The sequence below is a fragment of the Cryobacterium sp. TMT2-17-1 genome, assembly GCF_004402765.1.
Taxonomy (GTDB): domain Bacteria; phylum Actinomycetota; class Actinomycetes; order Actinomycetales; family Microbacteriaceae; genus Cryobacterium; species Cryobacterium sandaracinum.
The window spans coordinates 1-18,446 of record NZ_SOGC01000025.1 but is presented as its reverse complement, the minus strand read 5'-3'; the positions used below and the strand labels follow the sequence as shown (position 1 = coordinate 18,446).

The following is an 18,446-nucleotide window of genomic DNA, read 5'->3' as shown; positions in this document are numbered from 1 at the left end:
CCGCCGTGCGTTCCGGCTGCTGCAGCTCCACCCGATCCACCTGCCTCGCCTGTTCCGTCGTGTCTGTCCCGTTGGTGCTGTCCTGGCGTGTCCTGCGTCGTGCGTCGTGCTCTGGCGCCGGTCGCTAGCCGGCCGTCGTGGACCCGAGCGCGTCGAGCTGTTCGATGGTTGACGCGGCGGCTTCGACGTTGCGGATGCCGGCCTCGGTGGCCGCGAACGGCAGCACGATGTAGCGCTGGTTCTTCACGGCGTCGAGTTGCTGCGTGGCCGGGTTCGTCTCGAGGTTCGCGATCTTCGACTCCGCGGTGTTCCAGGTGGCGTCGACGAGCACGATCACGCTCGGGTTCGCCTCGATGACCGACTCCCAGCCCACCGAGGTCCAGGTGTCCTGCACGTCGGCGAACACGTTGGTCAGGCCCGCGGCCGCCATGATCATGTTGGGCGAGCCGATGCCGGCGCCCACGTAGGGAGTGTCGGTGCCGCTGGAATACCAGAGCGCGGTGGTGTCCGCGGCGGCGGGGTCAAGGGCCGCGAGGGTCTTCTGCTGATCGGCGACCAGGTCGGCCGCGGCCTCTTCGGCGCCGAAGATCGCGCCGGCCTCGGTGATCTCGGCGAACACGGAGTCGAAAGTGAGCGGGTCAGGCATGTAGCCCTCGCCCTTGCAGGCGGCGGGGGAAACGTAGCTGCCGATGCCGAGGTCGGTGAGGCTCTGGCGTTCGCCCACGCCCTCGGCCGAGAAGTTGGACTCCCAGCCGCCGTAGACGAAGTCGGGCGTGAGTCCGAGCACGGCCTCCTGGCCGGGCACGAAGTCGCTGACCACGAACAGGCCTGCGCCGGCCTTCTCGAGGGATGCCGGCAGCGGGCCGTCGAGGAACGCCGAGCCCACGATGCGATCGGAGAGGTCCAGTGCGAGCAGCAGCTCGGTCGTCGACGACTTGATCGTCACGATCCGTTCGGGCGCAGCCTCCACGGTCACGTCGGTGCCGCAGTTGTCGATCGTCATCGGGTAGCCTCCACCCGTGCCGGCGCTCGCGCCCGGCGCGGCACTGGGCGCGGCGACGGGACTCGCCGCAGCGCATCCGCTCGATAGCAGGGCAGCCGCCGCTACGACCACCAGCAGGGGACCACGCAACGAACGTAATTGGGACATGTTACCGATCCGGTTCAGGGCCGCGAGAGCTGGTGGATCGTCGGTATGAGCGCGCCATGGCGACGATTCACCCGCTCTGGCGAGCACAGGGAGAACTGCGGGGCAGGAAGGGTGCGACCGAGCACGTGTCGGCGACCTGCCGCCCAAGTCGGGGCCGGCTCAACCGGTCAGAGCCAACCGGCGGTCTTCGTTCAGCCTAGGCCAGAACTTCGGCGCGGCCCATCCCGGGCGAGCGGGGCGATGGGGGACGGATGTCCGGCGCGCCCGGGATACTCAGTGCGGCCAGTCGCCGGGCCGGTGAGAGTCAGTTTCGTCCTCTGCTTAGTTGAAGACCATTCCGCCGTCGACCAGAATCGACTGTCCGGTGATGTAGCCGGAGTCGGGGCCAGCCAGGAACGAAACGACCCCCGCGACCTCGGACGCTTCGGACAGGCGGGCGAGGGCGATGCCGTTCGTGAACTGATCCCAGCCCCACTCTTCCGACTGGCCCGCGTCGGCTGCCACCTTTTTCGCGAGCTCCTCCATGAGGGGCGTCTTCACGATGCCGGGGGCGAAGGTGTTGACCGTGATGCCGAATTGGGCCAGGTCCTTGGCGGCTGTCTGGGACAAGCCACGAATGGCGAACTTGGTGGCCGAGTACAACGCGATGCCGGGGTTCCCGACGTGACCGGCCTGGGACGCAGCACTGATGATCTTTCCACCGTGGCCGAGCTCTTTGAACGCCTTGGTGGCTGCCTGAATGCCCCACACCACGCCGTTGAAGTTGATGGAGAATATTTTTGCGATGCTTTCCTGGGTGATGTCATCGATTGGAGACGTGGGGGCGATGCCGGCGTTGTTGACGATGACGTCGAAGCCCCCGAGCTCCGTGACAGCCTGCTCGACCGCGGCGAACACGCTGTCTCGGTCGGAGACATCGACGTGCAGTGCGAGTGCTCCGCCCTCCTTGCCTCCCAGGGATTCGGCAACTGCGCCTGCGGTCGCACGGTTCAGGTCGGCGATGGCGACCTTGAAGCCGTCAGCGTGGAGTCGCTCAGCAATGGCCTGACCAATCCCCTGTCCACCACCGGTAACGAGTGCGACTTTTCCGTTTTCTGTGCGTGCCATGGTATTGATTCCAATCTCGATTATTCGCAACCTGCCGGCGAGTCGATGACGTCATGTCAAGGCAGGACAGGAGTTTTACTGATCCGATACGCACGGCGCCAGCAGCGCGGCGCGCACCGAGAATTTCCGGCGTCGTCGCGGCGGATGAGCGGCCCCGAGGGTGAACCTCTCGGGGTGAATCTGAGACATCCCCGTTTTTTGTGTCGATGTTGTCTAAGAACTCCAGCAGCAGACGAGGCATTACCCCCATTGTAGGCGCGATCGAGTGATATTCGGTCGGCCAGTGACCCCGTGCCCGACCGCGACGATAACGGTTTGCATGAACCCTTGCCACCGGCAGATTCGCTCGACAGGATGATATACGCGTTAGTCACACAGAAAAGCAGCACCAAATGTTTGCGTCGAAGACTAATAAGCCCGGACGCTGTCGTTCGGCTCAACGGTGTTCCGTCACTGGCGAATGTGGAGACAAGATGACTGTAGTTCGGGCCGCAATCACCCAGACCGAGTGGACGGGCGACCAGGAGTCGATGATCCAGAAGCACGAGGGATTCGTGCGCACCGCCGCCGAAGCGGGAGTGCAGGTGATCTGCTTCCAGGAGCTGTTCCACGGCCCCTACTTCGGCATTGTGCAGGACTCCACGTACTACGACTACGCGCAGAGCGTGCCGGGACCACTCGTGGAGCGGTTCCAGAAGCTCGCCGCCGAGCACACGATGGTGATCGTGCTCCCCGTCTACGAGGAGGAGCAGCCCGGCGTGCTCTACAACACGGCCGCCGTGATCGACGCCGACGGCACCTACCTCGGCAAGTACCGCAAGCACCACATCCCCCACCTGCCCCAGTTCTGGGAGAAGTTCTACTTCCGCCCCGGAAACGCCGACTACCCCGTCTTCGACACCATGGTCGGCAAGATCGGGGTCTACATCTGCTACGACCGGCACTTCCCGGAGGGCTGGCGCGTGCTCGGCCTGAACGGCGCCGAGATTGTCTTCAACCCCTCAGCCACCAAGCCCGGCCTCTCGAACCGGCTCTGGGAGCTCGAGCAGCCGGCCGCCGCCGTCGCCAACCAGTACTACATCGGCGCCAACAACCGCATCGGCACCGAGACCGAGGAGTTCGGCGCCGACGCCGTCACCTTCTACGGCAGCTCCTACTTCGTCGACCCGCGCGGCAACTACGTCGGCGAGGTGGCCTCCACCGACACCGAGGAGGTCGTCATCCGCGACCTCGACCTGGGCGTCATCCGAGAGGTGCGCAACTCGTGGCAGTTCTACCGGGACCGCCGTCCCGACTCCTACGGCCCGATCGCCCGGCCGTAGCCAGGGGCGCATCGTGACGACCCTGATCCAGAACGGCACCGTGGTCAGCGCGACCGGCCGGGTGCAGGCGGATGTCCTCATCGACGGCGAGATCATCGTCGCCGTGCTGGCACCTGGCTCGGCTCTCCTCGGGAATGACCTCGCCGCATCCGTCGACCGTGTGATCGACGCCACCGGCAAGTACGTGATCCCCGGCGGCGTCGACGCGCACACGCATATGCAGTTGCCGTTCGGCGGCACCGCGGCCAGCGACACCTTCGAGACCGGCACCCGGGCCGCGGCCTGGGGCGGCACCACCACCATCGTCGACTTCGCAGTGCAGAGCTACGGCCAGCGGGTCTTCGACGGTTTGGCGGCCTGGCACGAGAAGGCGGCCGGAAACTGCGCCATCGACTACGGGTTCCACCAGATCATCGGCGACCTCAACGAGGACTCGCTGCAGGCGATGGACGGGCTGCTGGACGAGGGCATCTCCAGCTTCAAACTGTTCATGGCCTATCCCGGCGTCTTCTACTCGGATGACGCGCAGGTGCTGCGCGCCATGCAGAAGTCCGCCGAGACCGGGCTGATGACCATGATGCACGCCGAGAACGGCCCGGCCATCGACGTGCTCGTCACGCAGCTGCTCGCAGAGGGCAAGACCGACCCCTACTACCACGGTGTCGCGCGCGCCTGGCAGCTGGAGGAGGAGGCCACGCACCGCGCGATCATGCTCGCGAACCTCACCGGGGCGCCGCTCTACGTGGTGCACGTGAGCGCCAAGCAGGCCGTGGAGCAGATCGCCGCCGCCCGGGACCACGGCCAGAACGTGTTCGGTGAGACCTGCCCGCAATACCTCTACCTGTCGCTCGAGGAGAATCTCGGGGCACCGGGGTTCGAGGGCGCGAAGTGGGTCTGCTCCACGCCACTGCGCTCGAAGGCCGAGGGCCACCAGGACCACCTGTGGCAGAGCCTGCGCACCAACGACATCCAGATGGTCTCCACCGACCACTGCCCGTTCTGCATGAAGGGGCAGAAAGAGCTGGGCCTCGGCGACTTCTCGAAGATCCCGAACGGCATCGGCTCGGTCGAGCACCGCCTGGACCTGCTCTACCAGGGCGTCGTCAACGGCCGCATCTCGCTCGAACGCTGGGTGGAGATCACCGCGACAACCCCGGCACGGATGTTCGGGCTGTACGGCAAAAAGGGGGTCATCCAGCCGGGCGCCGACGGCGACATCGTGATCTACGACCCGAACGGCCACACCTCGATCGGCCTGCCCGTCAACGGGAATGGCAAGACCCACCACATGAACATGGACCACTCCGCCTGGGAAGGCTACGAGATCGACGGTCACGTCGACACCGTTCTGTCCCGCGGCAAGGTCATCATCGACGACAGCTCCTATCTCGGCTCCAAGGGTGACGGCCGGTTCGTCAAGCGCGGCCTGAGCCAGTACCTGATCTAGACGGGATCCCAGATGGACTTCGGAGCAGTGTTGCAGACCAACCCCCCATCCGCCCGTACCGTGCAATTGGCCAAACTGGCCGAGGCGCACGGCTTCAGCCACGTCTGGACGTTCGACTCGCATCTGCTCTGGCAGGAGCCCTACGTCATCTACAGCCGCATCCTCGCGGAGACGGACAGGATCATCGTCGGACCCATGGTCACCAACCCGGGCACCCGCGACTGGACGGTCACGGCCTCCACCTACGCGACGCTGAACGAGATGTACGGCAACCGCACCATCTGCGGCATCGGCCGCGGGGATTCGGCGGTGCGGGTCATCAACGGAACTCCCACCACCCTGAAGACGCTGCGCGAGTCGGTGCACGTGATCCGGGAACTCGCGAACTCCCGGTCGGTCGAATACAACGGCGCGACCCTGCAGTTTCCGTGGAGCCGCGGCTCCACCCTTGACGTGTGGGTGGCGGCCTACGGGCCCCTCGCGCTCAAGCTCGCGGGCGAGGTCGGCGACGGTTTCATCCTGCAGATGGCCGACCTCGACGTGGCCGAGTGGATGATCAAGACCGTGCGGGAGGCCGCGGCGAAATCCGGCCGCGACCCGATGGCGGTCAAGTTCTGCGTGGCCGCGCCCATGTACATCGGCGACAATTGGGGCCACATGCGCAACCAGTGCCGCTGGTTCGGCGGCATGGTCGGCAATCACGTGGCCGACATCGTCGCCAAGTACGGCACCGAATCTCATGTGCCGAAGGCCCTCACCGACTACATCATTGGCCGGCAGGATTACGACTACAACGAGCACGGCCGTGCCGGAAACGCGCACGCCGAGTTCGTGCCCGACGAGATCGTCGACCGGTTCTGTCTGCTCGGCACCGCCAAGGACCACATCGAAAAGCTCGAGGCCCTGCGCGCCATCGGCGTCGACCAGTTCGCCGGCTACCTGCAGCACGACAACAAGGAAGAGACGATGCGCGTCTACGGGGAGACCGTGATCCCGGCGATGACCGAGCCCATCGTGGCAAAGAAATGACCCGATTCAGGTGAATGGTGCAGACTTCAAGCCGATCGAGGTCACACTGAAGGTGGGCGATCCACGGCCTCACCATCTCAACGCAGAGAGAAAGAACCCGATATCTGTGAATGACATCACTTCCCCAAGCGCCACGGCCAGCCGCAACGAGCTCGCCTACGACCTTGACCGGGCGCACGTCTTCCACTCCTGGTCGGCCCAGGGTGCCCTCAAGCCGCTGGTGATCGCCGGCGGGCAGGGCTCCCGGGTCTGGGATTATGACGGGCGCAGCTATCTGGACTTCTCCAGCCAGCTCGTCAACGTGAACATCGGCCACCAGCATCCGGCCGTCACTGCGGCCATCATCGAGCAGGCCGGTCGGCTCGCCACGGTGGCGCCCTCCACGGCGACCCTGACCCGCGGCGAGGCCGCCCAGCGCATCGTCGAACGGGCGCCGGAGGGCTTCAACAAGGTCTTCTTCACCAACGGCGGGGCGGATGCGATCGAGAACGCGATCCGCATGGCGCGCCTGCACACGGGCCGCGACAAGGTGCTCTCCACCTACCGCTCGTACCACGGCAACACGGGCGCGGCCATCGTCGCGACCGGCGACTGGCGCCGCATCCCGAATGAGTTCGCCCGCGGGCACGTGCACTTCTTCGGCCCCTACCTCTACCGCAGCGAGTTCTGGGCGACCAGCCCCGAGCAGGAGTCGGAGCGGGCCCTGCGCCACCTCGAGCACGTGATCCAGAGTGAGGGACCCGCGGGCATCGCGGCCGTGCTGCTGGAATCCATCCCCGGCACCGCCGGCGTGCTCGTGCCGCCGCCCGGCTACCTCGCCGGCGTGCGGGCCCTCTGCGACCGGTACGGCATCATGCTGATCCTCGACGAGGTGATGGCCGGCTTCGGCCGCACCGGCAACTGGTTCGCGTTCGACGGCTTCGACGTGGTGCCGGACCTGATCACTTTCGCGAAGGGCGTCAACTCCGGTTATGTGCCCACCGGCGGTGTGATCATCTCCGACCCCATCGCCCACGACTTCGACACCACGGTCTATCCCGGTGGCCTCACCTACAGCGGACATCCGCTGGCGATGGCGTCGATCGTGGCGGCCCTGGACGCCATGAAGAACGAGGGCATCGTGGAGAACGCCGCCCGGATCGGGCGCGACGTGCTCGCCCCCGGGCTCGCCGAGCTGCAGGCTAAGCACCCGATCATCGGAGAGGTGCGCGGGGTCGGCGTGTTCTGGGCGATGGAACTCGTCTCCGACCGGGAGACCCGCCAGCCGCTCAGCGGCGCCGTGATGGGCCGGATCAAATCGGAGCTGCTGGCCCGCAACCTGCTGCCGTTCCTGGCCGAGAACCGCATCCACGTGGTGCCGCCCTGCGTCGTCACCGACGCCGAGGTCGCCGAGGCGCTCACTATCTACGACGAGGTCCTCAGCCTCGACCGGCTTGTCTGACGCCCCGCGCACCCTCACCCCGACTCGATGAAGAGAATGAAGAGAGACGAACGCCCATGACCGAACTGCCCCTCATCACCCACTGGGTCGACGGGGCTCCCCTCCGGGGAGCCTCGACCCGCACCGCGCCCGTCTTCAACCCCGCCCTCGGCGCCGTCGCGAAGAACGTAATCCTGGCCAGTGCCACCGACGTCGACACCGCCGTCGCCTCCGCCCACGCTGCCTATCCGCTCTGGCGCGACACATCCCAAGCCAAGCGCCAGGGCGTGATGTTCAACTTCCGCGAACTGCTGAACGCGCGCAAAGGCGAGCTGGCCGACATCCTCACCGCCGAACACGGCAAGGTGACCTCGGATGCGCTCGGCGAGATCGCGCGCGGCCTCGAGGTCGTCGAGTTCGCGCTCGGCATGCCGCACCTGAGCAAGGGCGAGTACTCCGAGAACGTGTCCACGGGCGTCGACGTCTACACGCTGCGCCAGCCGCTCGGCGTGGTGGGCATCATCAGCCCGTTCAACTTCCCAGCCATGGTGCCCCTCTGGTTCTTTCCGATCGCCATCGCGGCCGGCAACACGGTCGTGCTCAAACCGAGCGAGAAAGACCCGTCCGCGTCGAACTGGATGGCTGCCCTGATGACCGAGGCCGGCCTGCCCGCCGGTGTGCTCAACGTCCTGCACGGCGACAAGGAAGCCGTCGACGCCCTGCTCATGCACCCCGACGTGCAGGCGATCTCGTTCGTCGGCTCCACGCCGATCGCGCAGTACATCTACGAGACGGCCGCCCATCACGGCAAGCGCGTGCAGGCCCTCGGCGGCGCAAAGAACCACATGCTCGTGCTGCCAGACGCAGACCTGGACCTGGCCGCGGATGCCGCGGTCAACGCCGGCTTCGGCTCGGCCGGTGAGCGCTGCATGGCGATCAGCGTGGTGGTGGCCGTGGAACCGGTCGCTGACGACCTGGTCGCGAAGATCACCGCGCGGCTGAAGAGCCTCAAGGTGGGCGACGGCATGCGCGGATGCGACATGGGACCTCTGATCACGAAGGTACACCGCGACAAGGTGGCGTCCTACATCGACCTCGCCCAGACCGACGGAGCCGAGGTCGTCGTGGACGGCCGCGGTATCGAGGTGGACGGTGACGCGAGCGGATTCTGGCTCGGTCCGACCCTCTTCGACAAGGTCAGCACGGACTCGGACGTCTACCTTGACGAGATCTTCGGCCCGGTGCTCTCCATCGTGCGGGTCGCCAGCTACGCCGAGGGACTCGACCTGATCAACCGCAGCCGCTACGGCAACGGCACGGCCATCTTCACCAACGACGGCGGTGCGGCCAGGCGGTTCCAGAATGAGGTGCAGGTCGGTATGGTCGGCATCAACGTGCCGATCCCGGTGCCCGTGGCCTACCACTCGTTCGGCGGCTGGAAGGACTCCCTGTTCGGCGACGCCAAGGCCTACGGCCCGGCCGGGATCGCCTTCTACACCCGAGAGAAGGCCATCACGAGCCGGTGGCTGGACCCGAGCCACGGCGGTATCAACCTGGGCTTCCCACAGAACGCCTAGGGAATGAGGGCGTGCTTGGCCTGCACGCGGGCGGCCTCGGTGCGGAGCACCTCCAGAACGGTGCGCACGGCGAGGCGCTCGGCCCGATCGGGGCGCATCAGCGCCACGATTTGCCGTTCGGCGTCCACCCCGCGGAGCGGCTTGAGCACGAGGCGGCCCGGCTGGTCACCGCCCCAGGTGTACCGGGGCACCAGAGCGATGCCGAGGCCTGCCACGACGAACGCTTCGATCACCCGCAGGTCGGCGAACTGCTGGGCGACGGTGATCTGACTGCCTGCCTTCTGCTCGATCTGGTGCAGGATGCGCTCGAACGGGTAGCCGGTCGGCGCGCCGATCCAGGTCTCGCCGATCACGTCCGCCGGGGTGATCCACGACCGGGAGGCCAGCCGGTGGTCGGCCGGCAGCCCGACGTCGAGCGGCTCTGTCATCAGCGGGACCACCGTCAGTCCGCGCCCGCCCCATGGAAGCTGGCCGCGCAGGCTGTAGGCGAGCACGATGTCGTACTCCGCCGTGAGCGCGGGGAAGTCGCTCAGTTCCGGGTCCTTGTCGGTGCAGTTGACGATGAGTCCGGGCACGGCGGCGATGCTTCTCACCGCTCCCGGCAGCAGCATCTCGCCCGCGGTCGGAAAGGTGACCAGGCTCACCTCGCCCGTGGCGTCGTTGCGGAACTCGTCCCAGACCGCCCGGGCGCGGGCGAGGGCGACCGCGACATCCGTCGCGCTGCGGGCCAGAGCGCGGCCGGCATCCGTCAGAATGAGGCCGCGACCGCTGCGCTCGGTGAGCGGAAGGCCGGCCTCGCGTTCGAGCACTTTCAGCTGCTGCGAGACAGCGGATGGCGTGCGGTGCGTGGCGCGGGCAACCTCAGTGATGCTGTGGCGCTCGGCCAGTTCGCGGAGAAGTTCGAGTCGTTGGACATCCATGTAGTAACGCTACACACTCCGTGCAGAACTATGTGATTGTGCTGCAAAGTCAAAGATGATGAAATGAATACGTCGAACTCGAGCAATGGTGCCTCCGTCTCCCCGATACTCAACCCCATTTCCCGAAAGGTACGACCGTGTTTGTTCTTCTCGCCGTTCTCGTTCTCATCGTCATCTCCTCCGTCGTTGCCGTCGTCGTCGACGTGCACAAGGACGGATTCCGCCGCGTTCCCGAGCGCAAGCTCGTTCGTATCTTCTAGAGCAACGCCTGCTTCAGGTTCACCGACCGGCCGATGGCCTAAAGTTGGTCCTGTGACGGACACACGCCAGCAGCTCATCGCCCACATCTCGGCCGAGGCCGTTTTCCGCGGGGATTTCACCTTGACCAGCGGCAAGAAGGCGACGTATTACGTCGACCTGCGCAAGGTCAGCCTCGACCATCGCGTCGCCCCACTGATCGGCCAGGTCATGCTCGACCTGATCGCGCACATTCCGGATGTCAGCGCGGTCGGCGGCATGACCATGGGTGCCGACCCGGTGGCGGCGGCCATCCTGCACCAGGGCGTGGCACGCGGAGCCGCGTACGACGCCTTCGTCGTGCGCAAGGAGCCCAAGGACCACGGCCGGGGCAAGCAGGTCGAAGGACCCGATCTCGCCGGCAAGCGTGTCGTCGTGCTCGAAGACACGTCCACCACGGGCGGTTCGCCCCTGGCGGCGATCGATGCGCTCCTCAAGGTCGGTGCGATCATCGTCGCCGTCGCCGTCGTGGTCGACCGGAACACAGGGGCGCGCGAAGTGATCGAAGCCGCGGGCTACTCCTATTACGCCGCGATCGGCCTTGAGGACCTGGGGCTGAACTAGTGCCCACAAATGAGGTGCCCGGCGAGGACGGAATGAAGTGGCTGGCATCTCAGCTCGGTGACGGCGCGCGCCCGGCCCTGCCGGACGAATATTCGCCCCGCCAGTCGCCGCGGTGGCCGAGAACCTCCCGCATTGTTCCACCGGCACCCGCCGAGCCGACGACCCATACCGGCGTCTTCCTCTGGGGGCTCAAGCCGACCTCCCAGCCTGACCCTCGGCTCGCCAAGGGTGCCGCGGCTCGGGCCGCCGCTGCTGCGGCTGGCGCTCCTGGTCCCGCTCCGGCGCCTCCTGCCGCTCCTGTGCCTTCGTCGGGAGCGACGTCATCGGCTGGAGCGACGCCTTCGGCTGGAGCGACGCCTTCGGCTGGAGCGACGCCTTCGGCTGCGGGGCCAGCGAATGTGACCGGATCCGTGCCGATCACGACCGCGGCCCTGTTCGTCCTGACGCCCGCAAACCCGGCGCGTGCTGCTTCTGCAGTCGATGGGGCTGCTTCCGGGGCTGCTTCGTCTGCTGAGTCGGCTGCCGTCGCGGCGGCTGCGGCCGCGTCCTCGTCTGCGGCCGCGTTTTCCGAGCTCCAGCCGGCCGCGTTCGCGCCCTCGGCCGCTGTCAGGTCGGCGGCTTCGTCCGCCGCGCTCACGGATGACTCGGCTTCGGAACTGACGCCGGCCGAAACACGCTCGGCCTCAGCTTCGGGGCCCGCCCCGTGGGCGCCCGACGCGTCGGCACCGGCCCCTCTGGCACCCGTCGAGGCTCCCGCGCCTCTGCCGATGCTCGGCGGGAACGGGCCGGACGAGTCTGACCGGAGCGGCAGCATCCGTTCGGAGAAAGCCGATCTCGCACCGGCGCCGTGGTGGACCACCTTCACGCAGTCGCCGCTCGAGCTGACCGCTGAGGAGGTCGCGGCCGCCGATCTGCTGGCCGGGCGCACGCCGCCTGCTCCCGACCCCGAGCCGGCCGCGCTGCCGGCTCCGGTCTCCGCCCGCGGCCGTCTGCGCGCACGACTGGCCGCGTCACTGTCGACTCCGGTCCCTCTCGCGGGCCAGGCCCGCGACGCCGCCGGGATCGCTGGAGCCGGGGCCCGAGTTGCGGCGGGAGCCGCGGCCGTTGTTGCCGCCCCAGGTGCCCCGTTAGCCGCGGCAGCCATCCCGGCGCCGGAGGCAGCCTTCCCCGCACCGGATGCCCGTGCAGGTACACGGCTGGCCGAGACGGCGGCGCAGGCCTCGGCCGCGGCCCGCTCCGCGCCCACCGCCGCCCCGACTCCACCTTCACTGGCCGCAACGCCGGCCCACCTGTCCACCACGTCCGCGTCCGCGTCCGCGTCAGCCACGTCCGCGTCCGCCGCGCCCGCGTCCGCCGTCACTGCTTCCCCCGAACCTGCACCAGCCGGGGCTGGGGCCGGTATCCACGCCGGTGCGAGTGCTGCTGCTGCCACCACTCCGCGGCCCGCGTCGGGTACGACCAATATGTTCGGTGCGGCATCCCCGCGCCCCGCGTCGGGTACGAACTCCTCGTCGGGCGTGGCCACTCCGGTCGCAGCGAACGGCCGGCGTTCCGCAGTGGACGCGGCGCCGTCCGGCGCCGTTGCCGATGCCGCGCGGCTGGCCTCGGACGGTCGCCCGCCCGGAGGCAGCCGCCCCGGCAGGCCCCGGCTTCTGATCTGGAGCGTCGGCGGCCTGGTGGTCGTGCTCGCGCTGGCGGCACTGTTCTTCCTCGGGCAGAGCCTGGTCGGCGGCGACGCTGCCCCCGTTGCGGTGGCCACGTCCAGCGCTACACCTGCCCCGAGCGCCACCCCGAGTGTGGCGCCGTCGGCGCCGCCCGAGGCCACCGGCCCGCAGCCGGTCGGCGTGCACCAGTGGGACACCCTGTTCGGCGGCGAATGCCTGCAGCCGTACGTGACACCCTGGGAAGAGGAATTCACGGTCGCCGACTGTGCCACCCCGCATGCGGCTCAGCTCGTGTACCGCGGAGTGTTCGCCGGGGATGCCGCCACAGCCTTCCCTGGCGAGGCCGAGCTGGCCGGGCAGATCAACCTGCTCTGCAGCGCGACCGGCGTCATCGACCTGGCCGCGGCCTCGACCTACGGCGACGTGCAGGTGCAGGGTAGTTACCCGATCACCGAGGAACAGTGGTCCGATGGCGGCCGCTCCTACTACTGCTTCGTGAGCCGGGCCTCCGGCGAGCCGATGAACGCGAGCATCGCGGGCCCCGGACCGGTACCCGCCGCATAAGCGTTCCGGAGCATCCGTCACCGACGTCTGCCGCCTGGCTGTCTGGCTGCCTGGCTGCCTTGTAGCGCAACGGAACCCCAGCCGTGCAACCGGGATCCGCCGTCGCCGCCCATGCCCGATGATCGAACGAATTCGACGGAGATTTTGCCGAAAATGGTCAGTTCTGGGTCGCAACCGGGGTGGTGGCGCAAAATCTCCGTCGAATTCGTCAGGGCCTGGCGGGAGGGAGAGCGGGAGCAGGAGCGGCGGGCGCGGCGGTAGAAGTGCTGAGGCGACGGGTGCGGCAGAGCGCGGCTGCGATGGGAGCGGCGGAACCTAGATCGCGTCGGACTCCACGGGCTCCTTGGAGACCAGCTCGTGCACGCCGGAGAGGATCTCGTCCGGGCGGAACGGGTAGCGGTGCACCTCAGCGTCGTCACTGATGCCGCTCATCACGAGAATGGTGTGCAGCCCGGCCTCGATCCCGGCGATGATGTCGGTGTCCATCCGATCACCGATCATGGCCGTGTTCTCCGAGTGCGCGCCGATCTTGTTCATCGCTGAGCGGAACATCATCGGGTTCGGCTTGCCCACCACATAGGGCTCCATGCCGGTGGCCTTGGTGATCAGGGCCGAGATTGCACCCGTGGCGGGCAGGGGGCCGTCCGCACTGGGGCCGGTCGCATCCGGGTTCGTCGAAATGAAGCGGGCACCGTTCAAGAGCAGACGGATGGCCTTGGTGATGGCCTCGAACGAGTAGTTGCGGGTTTCGCCGACCACCACGTAGTCCGGGTTCGTCTCGGTCATGATGAAACCCGCCTCGTGCAGGGCGGTCGTGAGTCCGACCTCGCCGATCACGAAGGCGGTGCCGCCGGGCGCCTGGGAGCGGAGGAAGTCGGCCGTCGCCAGCGCGGAGGTCCAGATGCGGTCTTCGGGCACGTTCAGGCCCGAGGCGCGCAGGCGGGCACTGAGGTCCCGGGGGGTGAAGATCGAGTTGTTCGTGAGCACCAGGAACGGCGTGCCGGCGTCGCTCCACTGCTGCAGCAGCTGCGCCGCGCCCGGCAACGGGCTGTTTTCATGCACGAGCACGCCATCCATATCGGTGAGCCAGCATTCGATGTCTTCGCGGCGTGTCATTGGGTGCTCCCTTGGTTCGGGGATAAGCCTAGCGGCGCGAGGTTTCCGGACGGTTACGAGGTGAGCCAGATCGATCGGGCCGCCGCAGACGACAGCCGACAGATGCCGCCGCCCGGCAGCCGCACCACGCCGGGTTCGAGAACGGTGAGCCGGGTTCCCGGACCGACCCGGTGCACGGCAAGGTCGCGCAGGATGTCCGGGTCGCGGTCGCTGATGCGCACGACCGCCCCGACGTGGCCGGGCGCGGCCTCAGCCAGCAGGATGGCGTCCGGCCGGGTCAGGCTGCCGTCCTCGGCCGGGATCGGGTCCCCGTGCGGGTCGGCCGACGGATGCCCGAGCCGATCGTCGATCGCCGCCAGCAGCCGGTCCGAGATCGAGTGCTCGAGCACCTCCGCCTCGTCGTGCACCTCGTGCCAGTCGTAGCCCATTTCCCGCACGAGCCAGGTCTCGATCAACCGGTGCCGGCGCACCACCGCGGTCGCCCGCAGGAAACCGGTCCGGCTCAGGGTGAGCGGCCCGTAGGGGACGTGCTCGATCAGGCCGCCGGCGGCGAGCTTCTTCACCATCTCGGTGACCGATGACGGCGCCACCCCCAGCCGCGCGGCCAGCACCGAAGGCGTGATCGGGTTCGGCTGCCATTCGGTGTGCGCGTAGATGGTCTTGAGGTAGTCCTCGGCCGCGGGTGTGGGGTGTTTCATCACGCCCCTGTGAACACGAGCACGAGCAGCACCACGTTCAGGGCCACCAGGAGCAGGGCGCAGACGGCGCCGGCGACTGTCGTGTACCAGCGGTTGACATGCTCGCCGAGCACCCCGCGCTGCATGGTGAGCCAGACCAGGGGGATCAGCGCGAACGGGATGCCGAACGACAGGACGACCTGGCTGAGCACCAGGGCCTCGGTCGGGTCGAAACCCACCCCCAGGATCAGCAGCGCGGGAATGAGGGTGACCACGCGACGCGCCAGCAGCGGCACGCGCACGTGCAACAGGCCGTGCATGATCTCCGCTCCCGCGTACGCTCCGACCGAGGTGGAGGCCAGCCCGGAGGCGAGCAGCCCGACCGCGAACACCGTCGCGATCACGGGCCCGAGGGTTGCCTCGAGGGCGGCGTGGGCGCCCTCGAGCGTGTCGGTCCCGGCGACGCCCTGCAGAGCGGATGCCGCGAGCAGCAGGATCGACAGGTTCACCGTGCCGGCGATGGCCATCGCGATGGTGACGTCCCATTTGGTGGCCCAGAGCAGGCGTCGCGTTGCTGCGCCGTCCGCCACGACGGGGAATCGGTCCCGGGTGAGCGCGGAGTGGGCGTAGATGGCGTGCGGCATGATCGTCGCGCCGAGGATGGACGCGGCCAGGAGCACCGAATTCGCGCCCTCGAACCGCGGCACGAGGCCGGCGACGACGCTGCCGGCATCCGGCGGAGCGAAGAACACCCCGGCCGCAAAGCCCACGGTGATGATGAGCAGCAGCGCCACGATGACGCGTTCGAAGGTGCGCGGGCCGCGCCGGGTCTGCACCGTGAGCACGATCATCGAGATGACCCCGGTGATCACGCCGCCGGCAAGCAGGGGGAGGCCGAAGAGCAGGTTCAGGGCGACCGCGCCGCCGATGATCTCGGCCAGGTCGGTGGCCATGGCCACCAGTTCCGCCTGCACCCAGTAGAGGCGGCGGGTGAGCGGGCGCCGAATACGTACCCCGAGAATTTCCGGCAGGCTCGTGCCGGTTACGATGCCGAGCTTGGCCGAGAGGTACTGGATCAGCCAGGCCATCACGTTGCCGGCCACGACCACCCAGACCAGCAGGTAGCCGTAGCGAGCACCGGCCGTCATATTGCTGGCGACGTTGCCGGGGTCGAGGTAGGCCACGCCCGCGACGAGGGCAGGGCCGAGCAACCAGAGCAGGTGAGAGGATGCCACGGTGGCGATCTCAGGGACCGGTCCCCTCGCATCCGTGCGCACGTTGTTTTTAGCCACACCGAAAGGATAGGGCAGATTTAGGCATGCCGAAAGATCAGTGCCTGCGTGGGCGGCCCGGCACACCAACGTTTCGGCGCGGTCATACGTTTTAGTAGCTAAGCAGAGGGAGGAAACGGGTTCACGGTCGGTGGGGCCGAGGCCTACGTGCGGCGGGCCATCTTCAGCGGCTACCTCGACGAGGGCCGGAAACGCACCCCTGTGGAGCCGGATCGCCCACCGGGCCGCGATGTCCGCAGCGCTCGCCGGGCCGCTCGCCGCCGGAACCACCGACCAAGCCACCCACCCGATCCCGCCCCGACCGGCCCGCGCTCCCGCCGGGGGAGTACCAGATCTCGGCGGCGATCGACCCGTTCACGGATGCCGGCACCGGCCGGTCTGACGCTGCGCTGACCCTGTGCCGAGACGCGGCCGCCTCTGAACTGGGCGGTTACTCCTCGCGCAGGTCCTCGGGAATCGTGGCGACGGGGACCGGGGCCTTGCCGCGGGTGCGCTTCTTCTCGCGGCCGGCTTTGTAGAGCTCGGACAGGATCGGCACGCCCGAGAGCAGCACGATGCCGATGATGAAGAATTCGGAGTACGTCGCCACGAACTCGATCTGGCCGAGCAGGTAGCCCATCAGGGTGCTTCCGACACCCCAGGCGAAGGCGCCGATCAGGTTGAAGAACACGAAGGTGCGGTAGTGCATCCGTCCCACACCGGCGGCGAGAGGCACGAAGGCGCGGAACACGGGCAGGAAGCGGGCGATGATGATGGCCTTGCCGCCGTGCTTGGCGAAGAACGCGTTGGTGCGTTCCACGTTCTTCGGGTTGAACAGGCGGTTCTGCTCGCGGGTGAAGACGGCGGGGCCGGACTTGCGGCCGATTAAATAGGCGACCTGGTCACCGGCGAACGCGGCGATGAAGATGACGAAGCAGGTCACCCAGATCGGAAAGGGCACATCCCCGGTGGCGGTGAGCAGGCCCACGGTGAAGAGCAGCGAGTCGCCGGGCAGGAACGACAAGACGATGAAAGCCGTCTCGACGAACACGATGGTGGCCACGCCGAGGAGCACGAACGAACCGAACCAGCCGATCAGCCACTCCGAGTCGAGAAAGTCGATACCGAAGAGCGTGGGATGCATGGTGATGGTTCCTTCCGGGCGGGGTGCGAGCCGGCGAAACGCGAACCCTGCACGTCAGAATACCCGACGGCATGCCCGGCATGCCCGGCACGCCCGGCGGTGCCCGGCGGGATACGGTGGATCGGTGCAAGAACCGCAGAACCCCACGCCCGAACTGTCCACCCACGGCGTCGGACCCTGGGCCGGAGAGTGGCCCGAGGAGTCGTTCTACGACCGCGAGCTGCTCGAGCGCGGCGACACGCGCAACGTGATCGACCGCTACCGCTACTGGAGTATGGCGGCGATCGTCGCCGACCTCGACGAGAAGCGGCATCCGTTTCACGTCGCCATCGAGAACTGGCAGCACGACATGAACATCGGCTCGATCGTGCGCAGCGCCAACGCGTTCGCCGCCGACACGGTGCACATCATCGGGCGCAAGCGGTGGAACAAGCGCGGGGCCATGGTCACCGACCGGTACCAGCACGTGCTGCACCACCCGGATGTCGCGTCCTTCGTCGAGTGGGCCGCCGCCGAGACCTTGCCGATCATCGCCATCGACAACGTGCCCGGCAGCGTGATCATCGAAACCTTCCGCTTCCCCGAGCGCTGCGTGCTCCTGTTCGGGCAGGAGGGTCCCGGCCTCTCTCCCGAAGCGATCGAGGCAGCGGATGCCGTCGTCGAGATCAGCCAGTTCGGCTCCACCCGCTCGCTCAACGCGTCGGCCGCCGCGGCTGTCACCATGCACAACTGGGTGTTGCAGCACCGGTTCTGAGCGGGCGTTTCACCACCCCGATCCCTCCACAATCAGGGCCTGATCGGGTTATCCACAGGGTGCGTGTAGGTGGGCGGATGCCGCGGGTAATGTCGGTGGGTGCCCGTAGCGTGTGTGTCATGAAGCCCTCATTTATTGAAGAGCAAGAGGCTCTCGGGGAGCATTTCGAGGCGATCGCGGAGGCCGAACTGGCCATCGCCGTGGCGTTCGCCCGGCGGGCGGAGTTGGTCGAGGCGGGCCGCCGCTTCGGGCAGGCCCGGGCGAACGCGGCGGCGCGGCTGCCGGGGTCCCGGTGGGACGCGGCCGAGGTCGCCGAGCGGGAGTTCGTCAGCGAACTGGCCTGCACGATCCGGGTGCCGCGCCGCACGGCTGAGAACCTGATCGCGGAGAGCCGCGCCTTGGCCGGCGAGCTCCCGGCCACCC

General features: G+C 67.8%; 16 protein-coding genes and 1 pseudogene. 10 read left to right on the top strand and 7 right to left on the bottom strand.

Annotation, left to right across the window (positions count from 1 at the left end):
• Nucleotides 1–124: 124 nt before the first annotated feature.
• Together E3O47_RS05830 and E3O47_RS05825 are read right to left on the bottom strand one after the other, a co-directional pair.
• Entirely contained in the window at nucleotides 125–1,150 is a 1,026-nt protein-coding gene (locus tag E3O47_RS05830) for a putative F420-0 ABC transporter substrate-binding protein (protein WP_134343167.1), read from the bottom strand.
• Nucleotides 1,151–1,471: 321 nt separating this feature from the next.
• Nucleotides 1,472–2,257, bottom strand: a complete 786-nt coding sequence (locus E3O47_RS05825; protein WP_104100090.1) for a (S)-acetoin forming diacetyl reductase — start codon at nucleotides 2,255–2,257, stop codon at nucleotides 1,472–1,474.
• Nucleotides 2,258–2,730: 473 nt separating this feature from the next.
• On the opposite strand from E3O47_RS05825, the gene E3O47_RS05820 reads away from it, so the two are divergent.
• The 5 genes from E3O47_RS05820 to E3O47_RS05800 all read left to right on the top strand — a co-directional run bounded on the left by E3O47_RS05820 (nucleotide 2,731) and on the right by E3O47_RS05800 (nucleotide 9,052).
• A complete protein-coding gene (locus E3O47_RS05820; RefSeq protein ID WP_134343166.1) occupies nucleotides 2,731–3,579 on the top strand; it encodes a nitrilase-related carbon-nitrogen hydrolase in 849 nt (282 codons plus the stop codon).
• A gap of 10 nt (nucleotides 3,580–3,589) precedes the next feature.
• Nucleotides 3,590–5,026 (top strand): dihydropyrimidinase, encoded by a 1,437-nt coding sequence (gene hydA, locus E3O47_RS05815; protein ID WP_104100111.1) that lies wholly within the window; start codon nucleotides 3,590–3,592, stop codon nucleotides 5,024–5,026.
• Nucleotides 5,027–5,038: 12 nt separating this feature from the next.
• Complete coding sequence (locus E3O47_RS05810; RefSeq protein ID WP_104170668.1) at nucleotides 5,039–6,055, top strand: TIGR03842 family LLM class F420-dependent oxidoreductase; 1,017 nt, start codon at nucleotides 5,039–5,041, stop codon at nucleotides 6,053–6,055.
• A 106-nt stretch (nucleotides 6,056–6,161) separates the two neighbouring features.
• Nucleotides 6,162–7,496, top strand: coding sequence for an aspartate aminotransferase family protein (locus E3O47_RS05805; protein ID WP_233194020.1), 1,335 nt, complete (start codon nucleotides 6,162–6,164; stop codon nucleotides 7,494–7,496).
• 56 nt (nucleotides 7,497–7,552) lie between these two features.
• On the top strand, nucleotides 7,553–9,052 hold the full coding sequence (locus E3O47_RS05800) for a CoA-acylating methylmalonate-semialdehyde dehydrogenase (RefSeq protein ID WP_134419812.1): 1,500 nt from the start codon (nucleotides 7,553–7,555) through the stop codon (nucleotides 9,050–9,052).
• Here E3O47_RS05800 and E3O47_RS05795 read toward each other — a convergent pair.
• Complete coding sequence (locus E3O47_RS05795; RefSeq protein ID WP_104100094.1) at nucleotides 9,049–9,972, bottom strand: LysR family transcriptional regulator; 924 nt, start codon at nucleotides 9,970–9,972, stop codon at nucleotides 9,049–9,051. The genes E3O47_RS05800 and E3O47_RS05795 overlap by 4 nt on opposite strands.
• Before the next feature lie 137 nt (nucleotides 9,973–10,109).
• Here E3O47_RS05795 and E3O47_RS16790 point away from each other — a divergent pair, with 137 nt between their 5' ends.
• From E3O47_RS16790 to E3O47_RS15915, 3 genes are all read left to right on the top strand, one after another.
• Nucleotides 10,110–10,232: a hypothetical protein gene (locus E3O47_RS16790; protein WP_255408580.1), complete on the top strand. Its 123-nt coding sequence runs from the start codon at nucleotides 10,110–10,112 to the stop codon at nucleotides 10,230–10,232.
• Between the two features lie 52 nt (nucleotides 10,233–10,284).
• Nucleotides 10,285–10,833: an orotate phosphoribosyltransferase gene (gene pyrE, locus E3O47_RS05790; protein ID WP_134343164.1), complete on the top strand. Its 549-nt coding sequence runs from the start codon at nucleotides 10,285–10,287 to the stop codon at nucleotides 10,831–10,833.
• Between the two features lie 398 nt (nucleotides 10,834–11,231).
• Nucleotides 11,232–13,061 carry a hypothetical protein gene (locus E3O47_RS15915; protein ID WP_166785333.1) on the top strand — a complete coding sequence of 610 codons (1,830 nt, stop codon included), beginning with the start codon at nucleotides 11,232–11,234 and terminating at the stop codon, nucleotides 13,059–13,061.
• A gap of 315 nt (nucleotides 13,062–13,376) precedes the next feature.
• On the opposite strand, the gene E3O47_RS05775 is transcribed toward E3O47_RS15915, so the two are convergent.
• The 4 genes from E3O47_RS05775 to E3O47_RS05760 form a co-directional block, all read right to left on the bottom strand.
• Nucleotides 13,377–14,177 (bottom strand): HAD-IIA family hydrolase, encoded by an 801-nt coding sequence (locus E3O47_RS05775; protein WP_104100098.1) that lies wholly within the window; start codon nucleotides 14,175–14,177, stop codon nucleotides 13,377–13,379.
• 53 nt (nucleotides 14,178–14,230) lie between these two features.
• The gene (locus E3O47_RS05770) at nucleotides 14,231–14,875 is read right to left on the bottom strand and encodes a metal-dependent transcriptional regulator (RefSeq protein ID WP_134343161.1); all 645 of its coding nucleotides are present in this window, start codon (nucleotides 14,873–14,875) and stop codon (nucleotides 14,231–14,233) included.
• A complete protein-coding gene (locus E3O47_RS05765) occupies nucleotides 14,875–16,098 on the bottom strand; it encodes an Nramp family divalent metal transporter (RefSeq protein ID WP_104100114.1) in 1,224 nt (407 codons plus the stop codon). The genes E3O47_RS05770 and E3O47_RS05765 overlap by 1 nt, the downstream gene beginning before the upstream one ends.
• Nucleotides 16,099–16,576: 478 nt before the next feature.
• Nucleotides 16,577–17,269, bottom strand: a complete 693-nt coding sequence (locus tag E3O47_RS05760; protein WP_104100099.1) for a VTT domain-containing protein — start codon at nucleotides 17,267–17,269, stop codon at nucleotides 16,577–16,579.
• Nucleotides 17,270–17,393: 124 nt separating this feature from the next.
• Between E3O47_RS05760 and E3O47_RS05755 the strand changes: the two genes are divergently transcribed.
• Both E3O47_RS05755 and E3O47_RS05750 read left to right on the top strand, forming a co-directional pair.
• A complete protein-coding gene (locus E3O47_RS05755; RefSeq protein ID WP_104100100.1) occupies nucleotides 17,394–18,023 on the top strand; it encodes an RNA methyltransferase in 630 nt (209 codons plus the stop codon).
• A gap of 119 nt (nucleotides 18,024–18,142) precedes the next feature.
• A pseudogene (locus E3O47_RS05750) lies at nucleotides 18,143–18,446 on the top strand (HNH endonuclease); the annotation flags it as partial.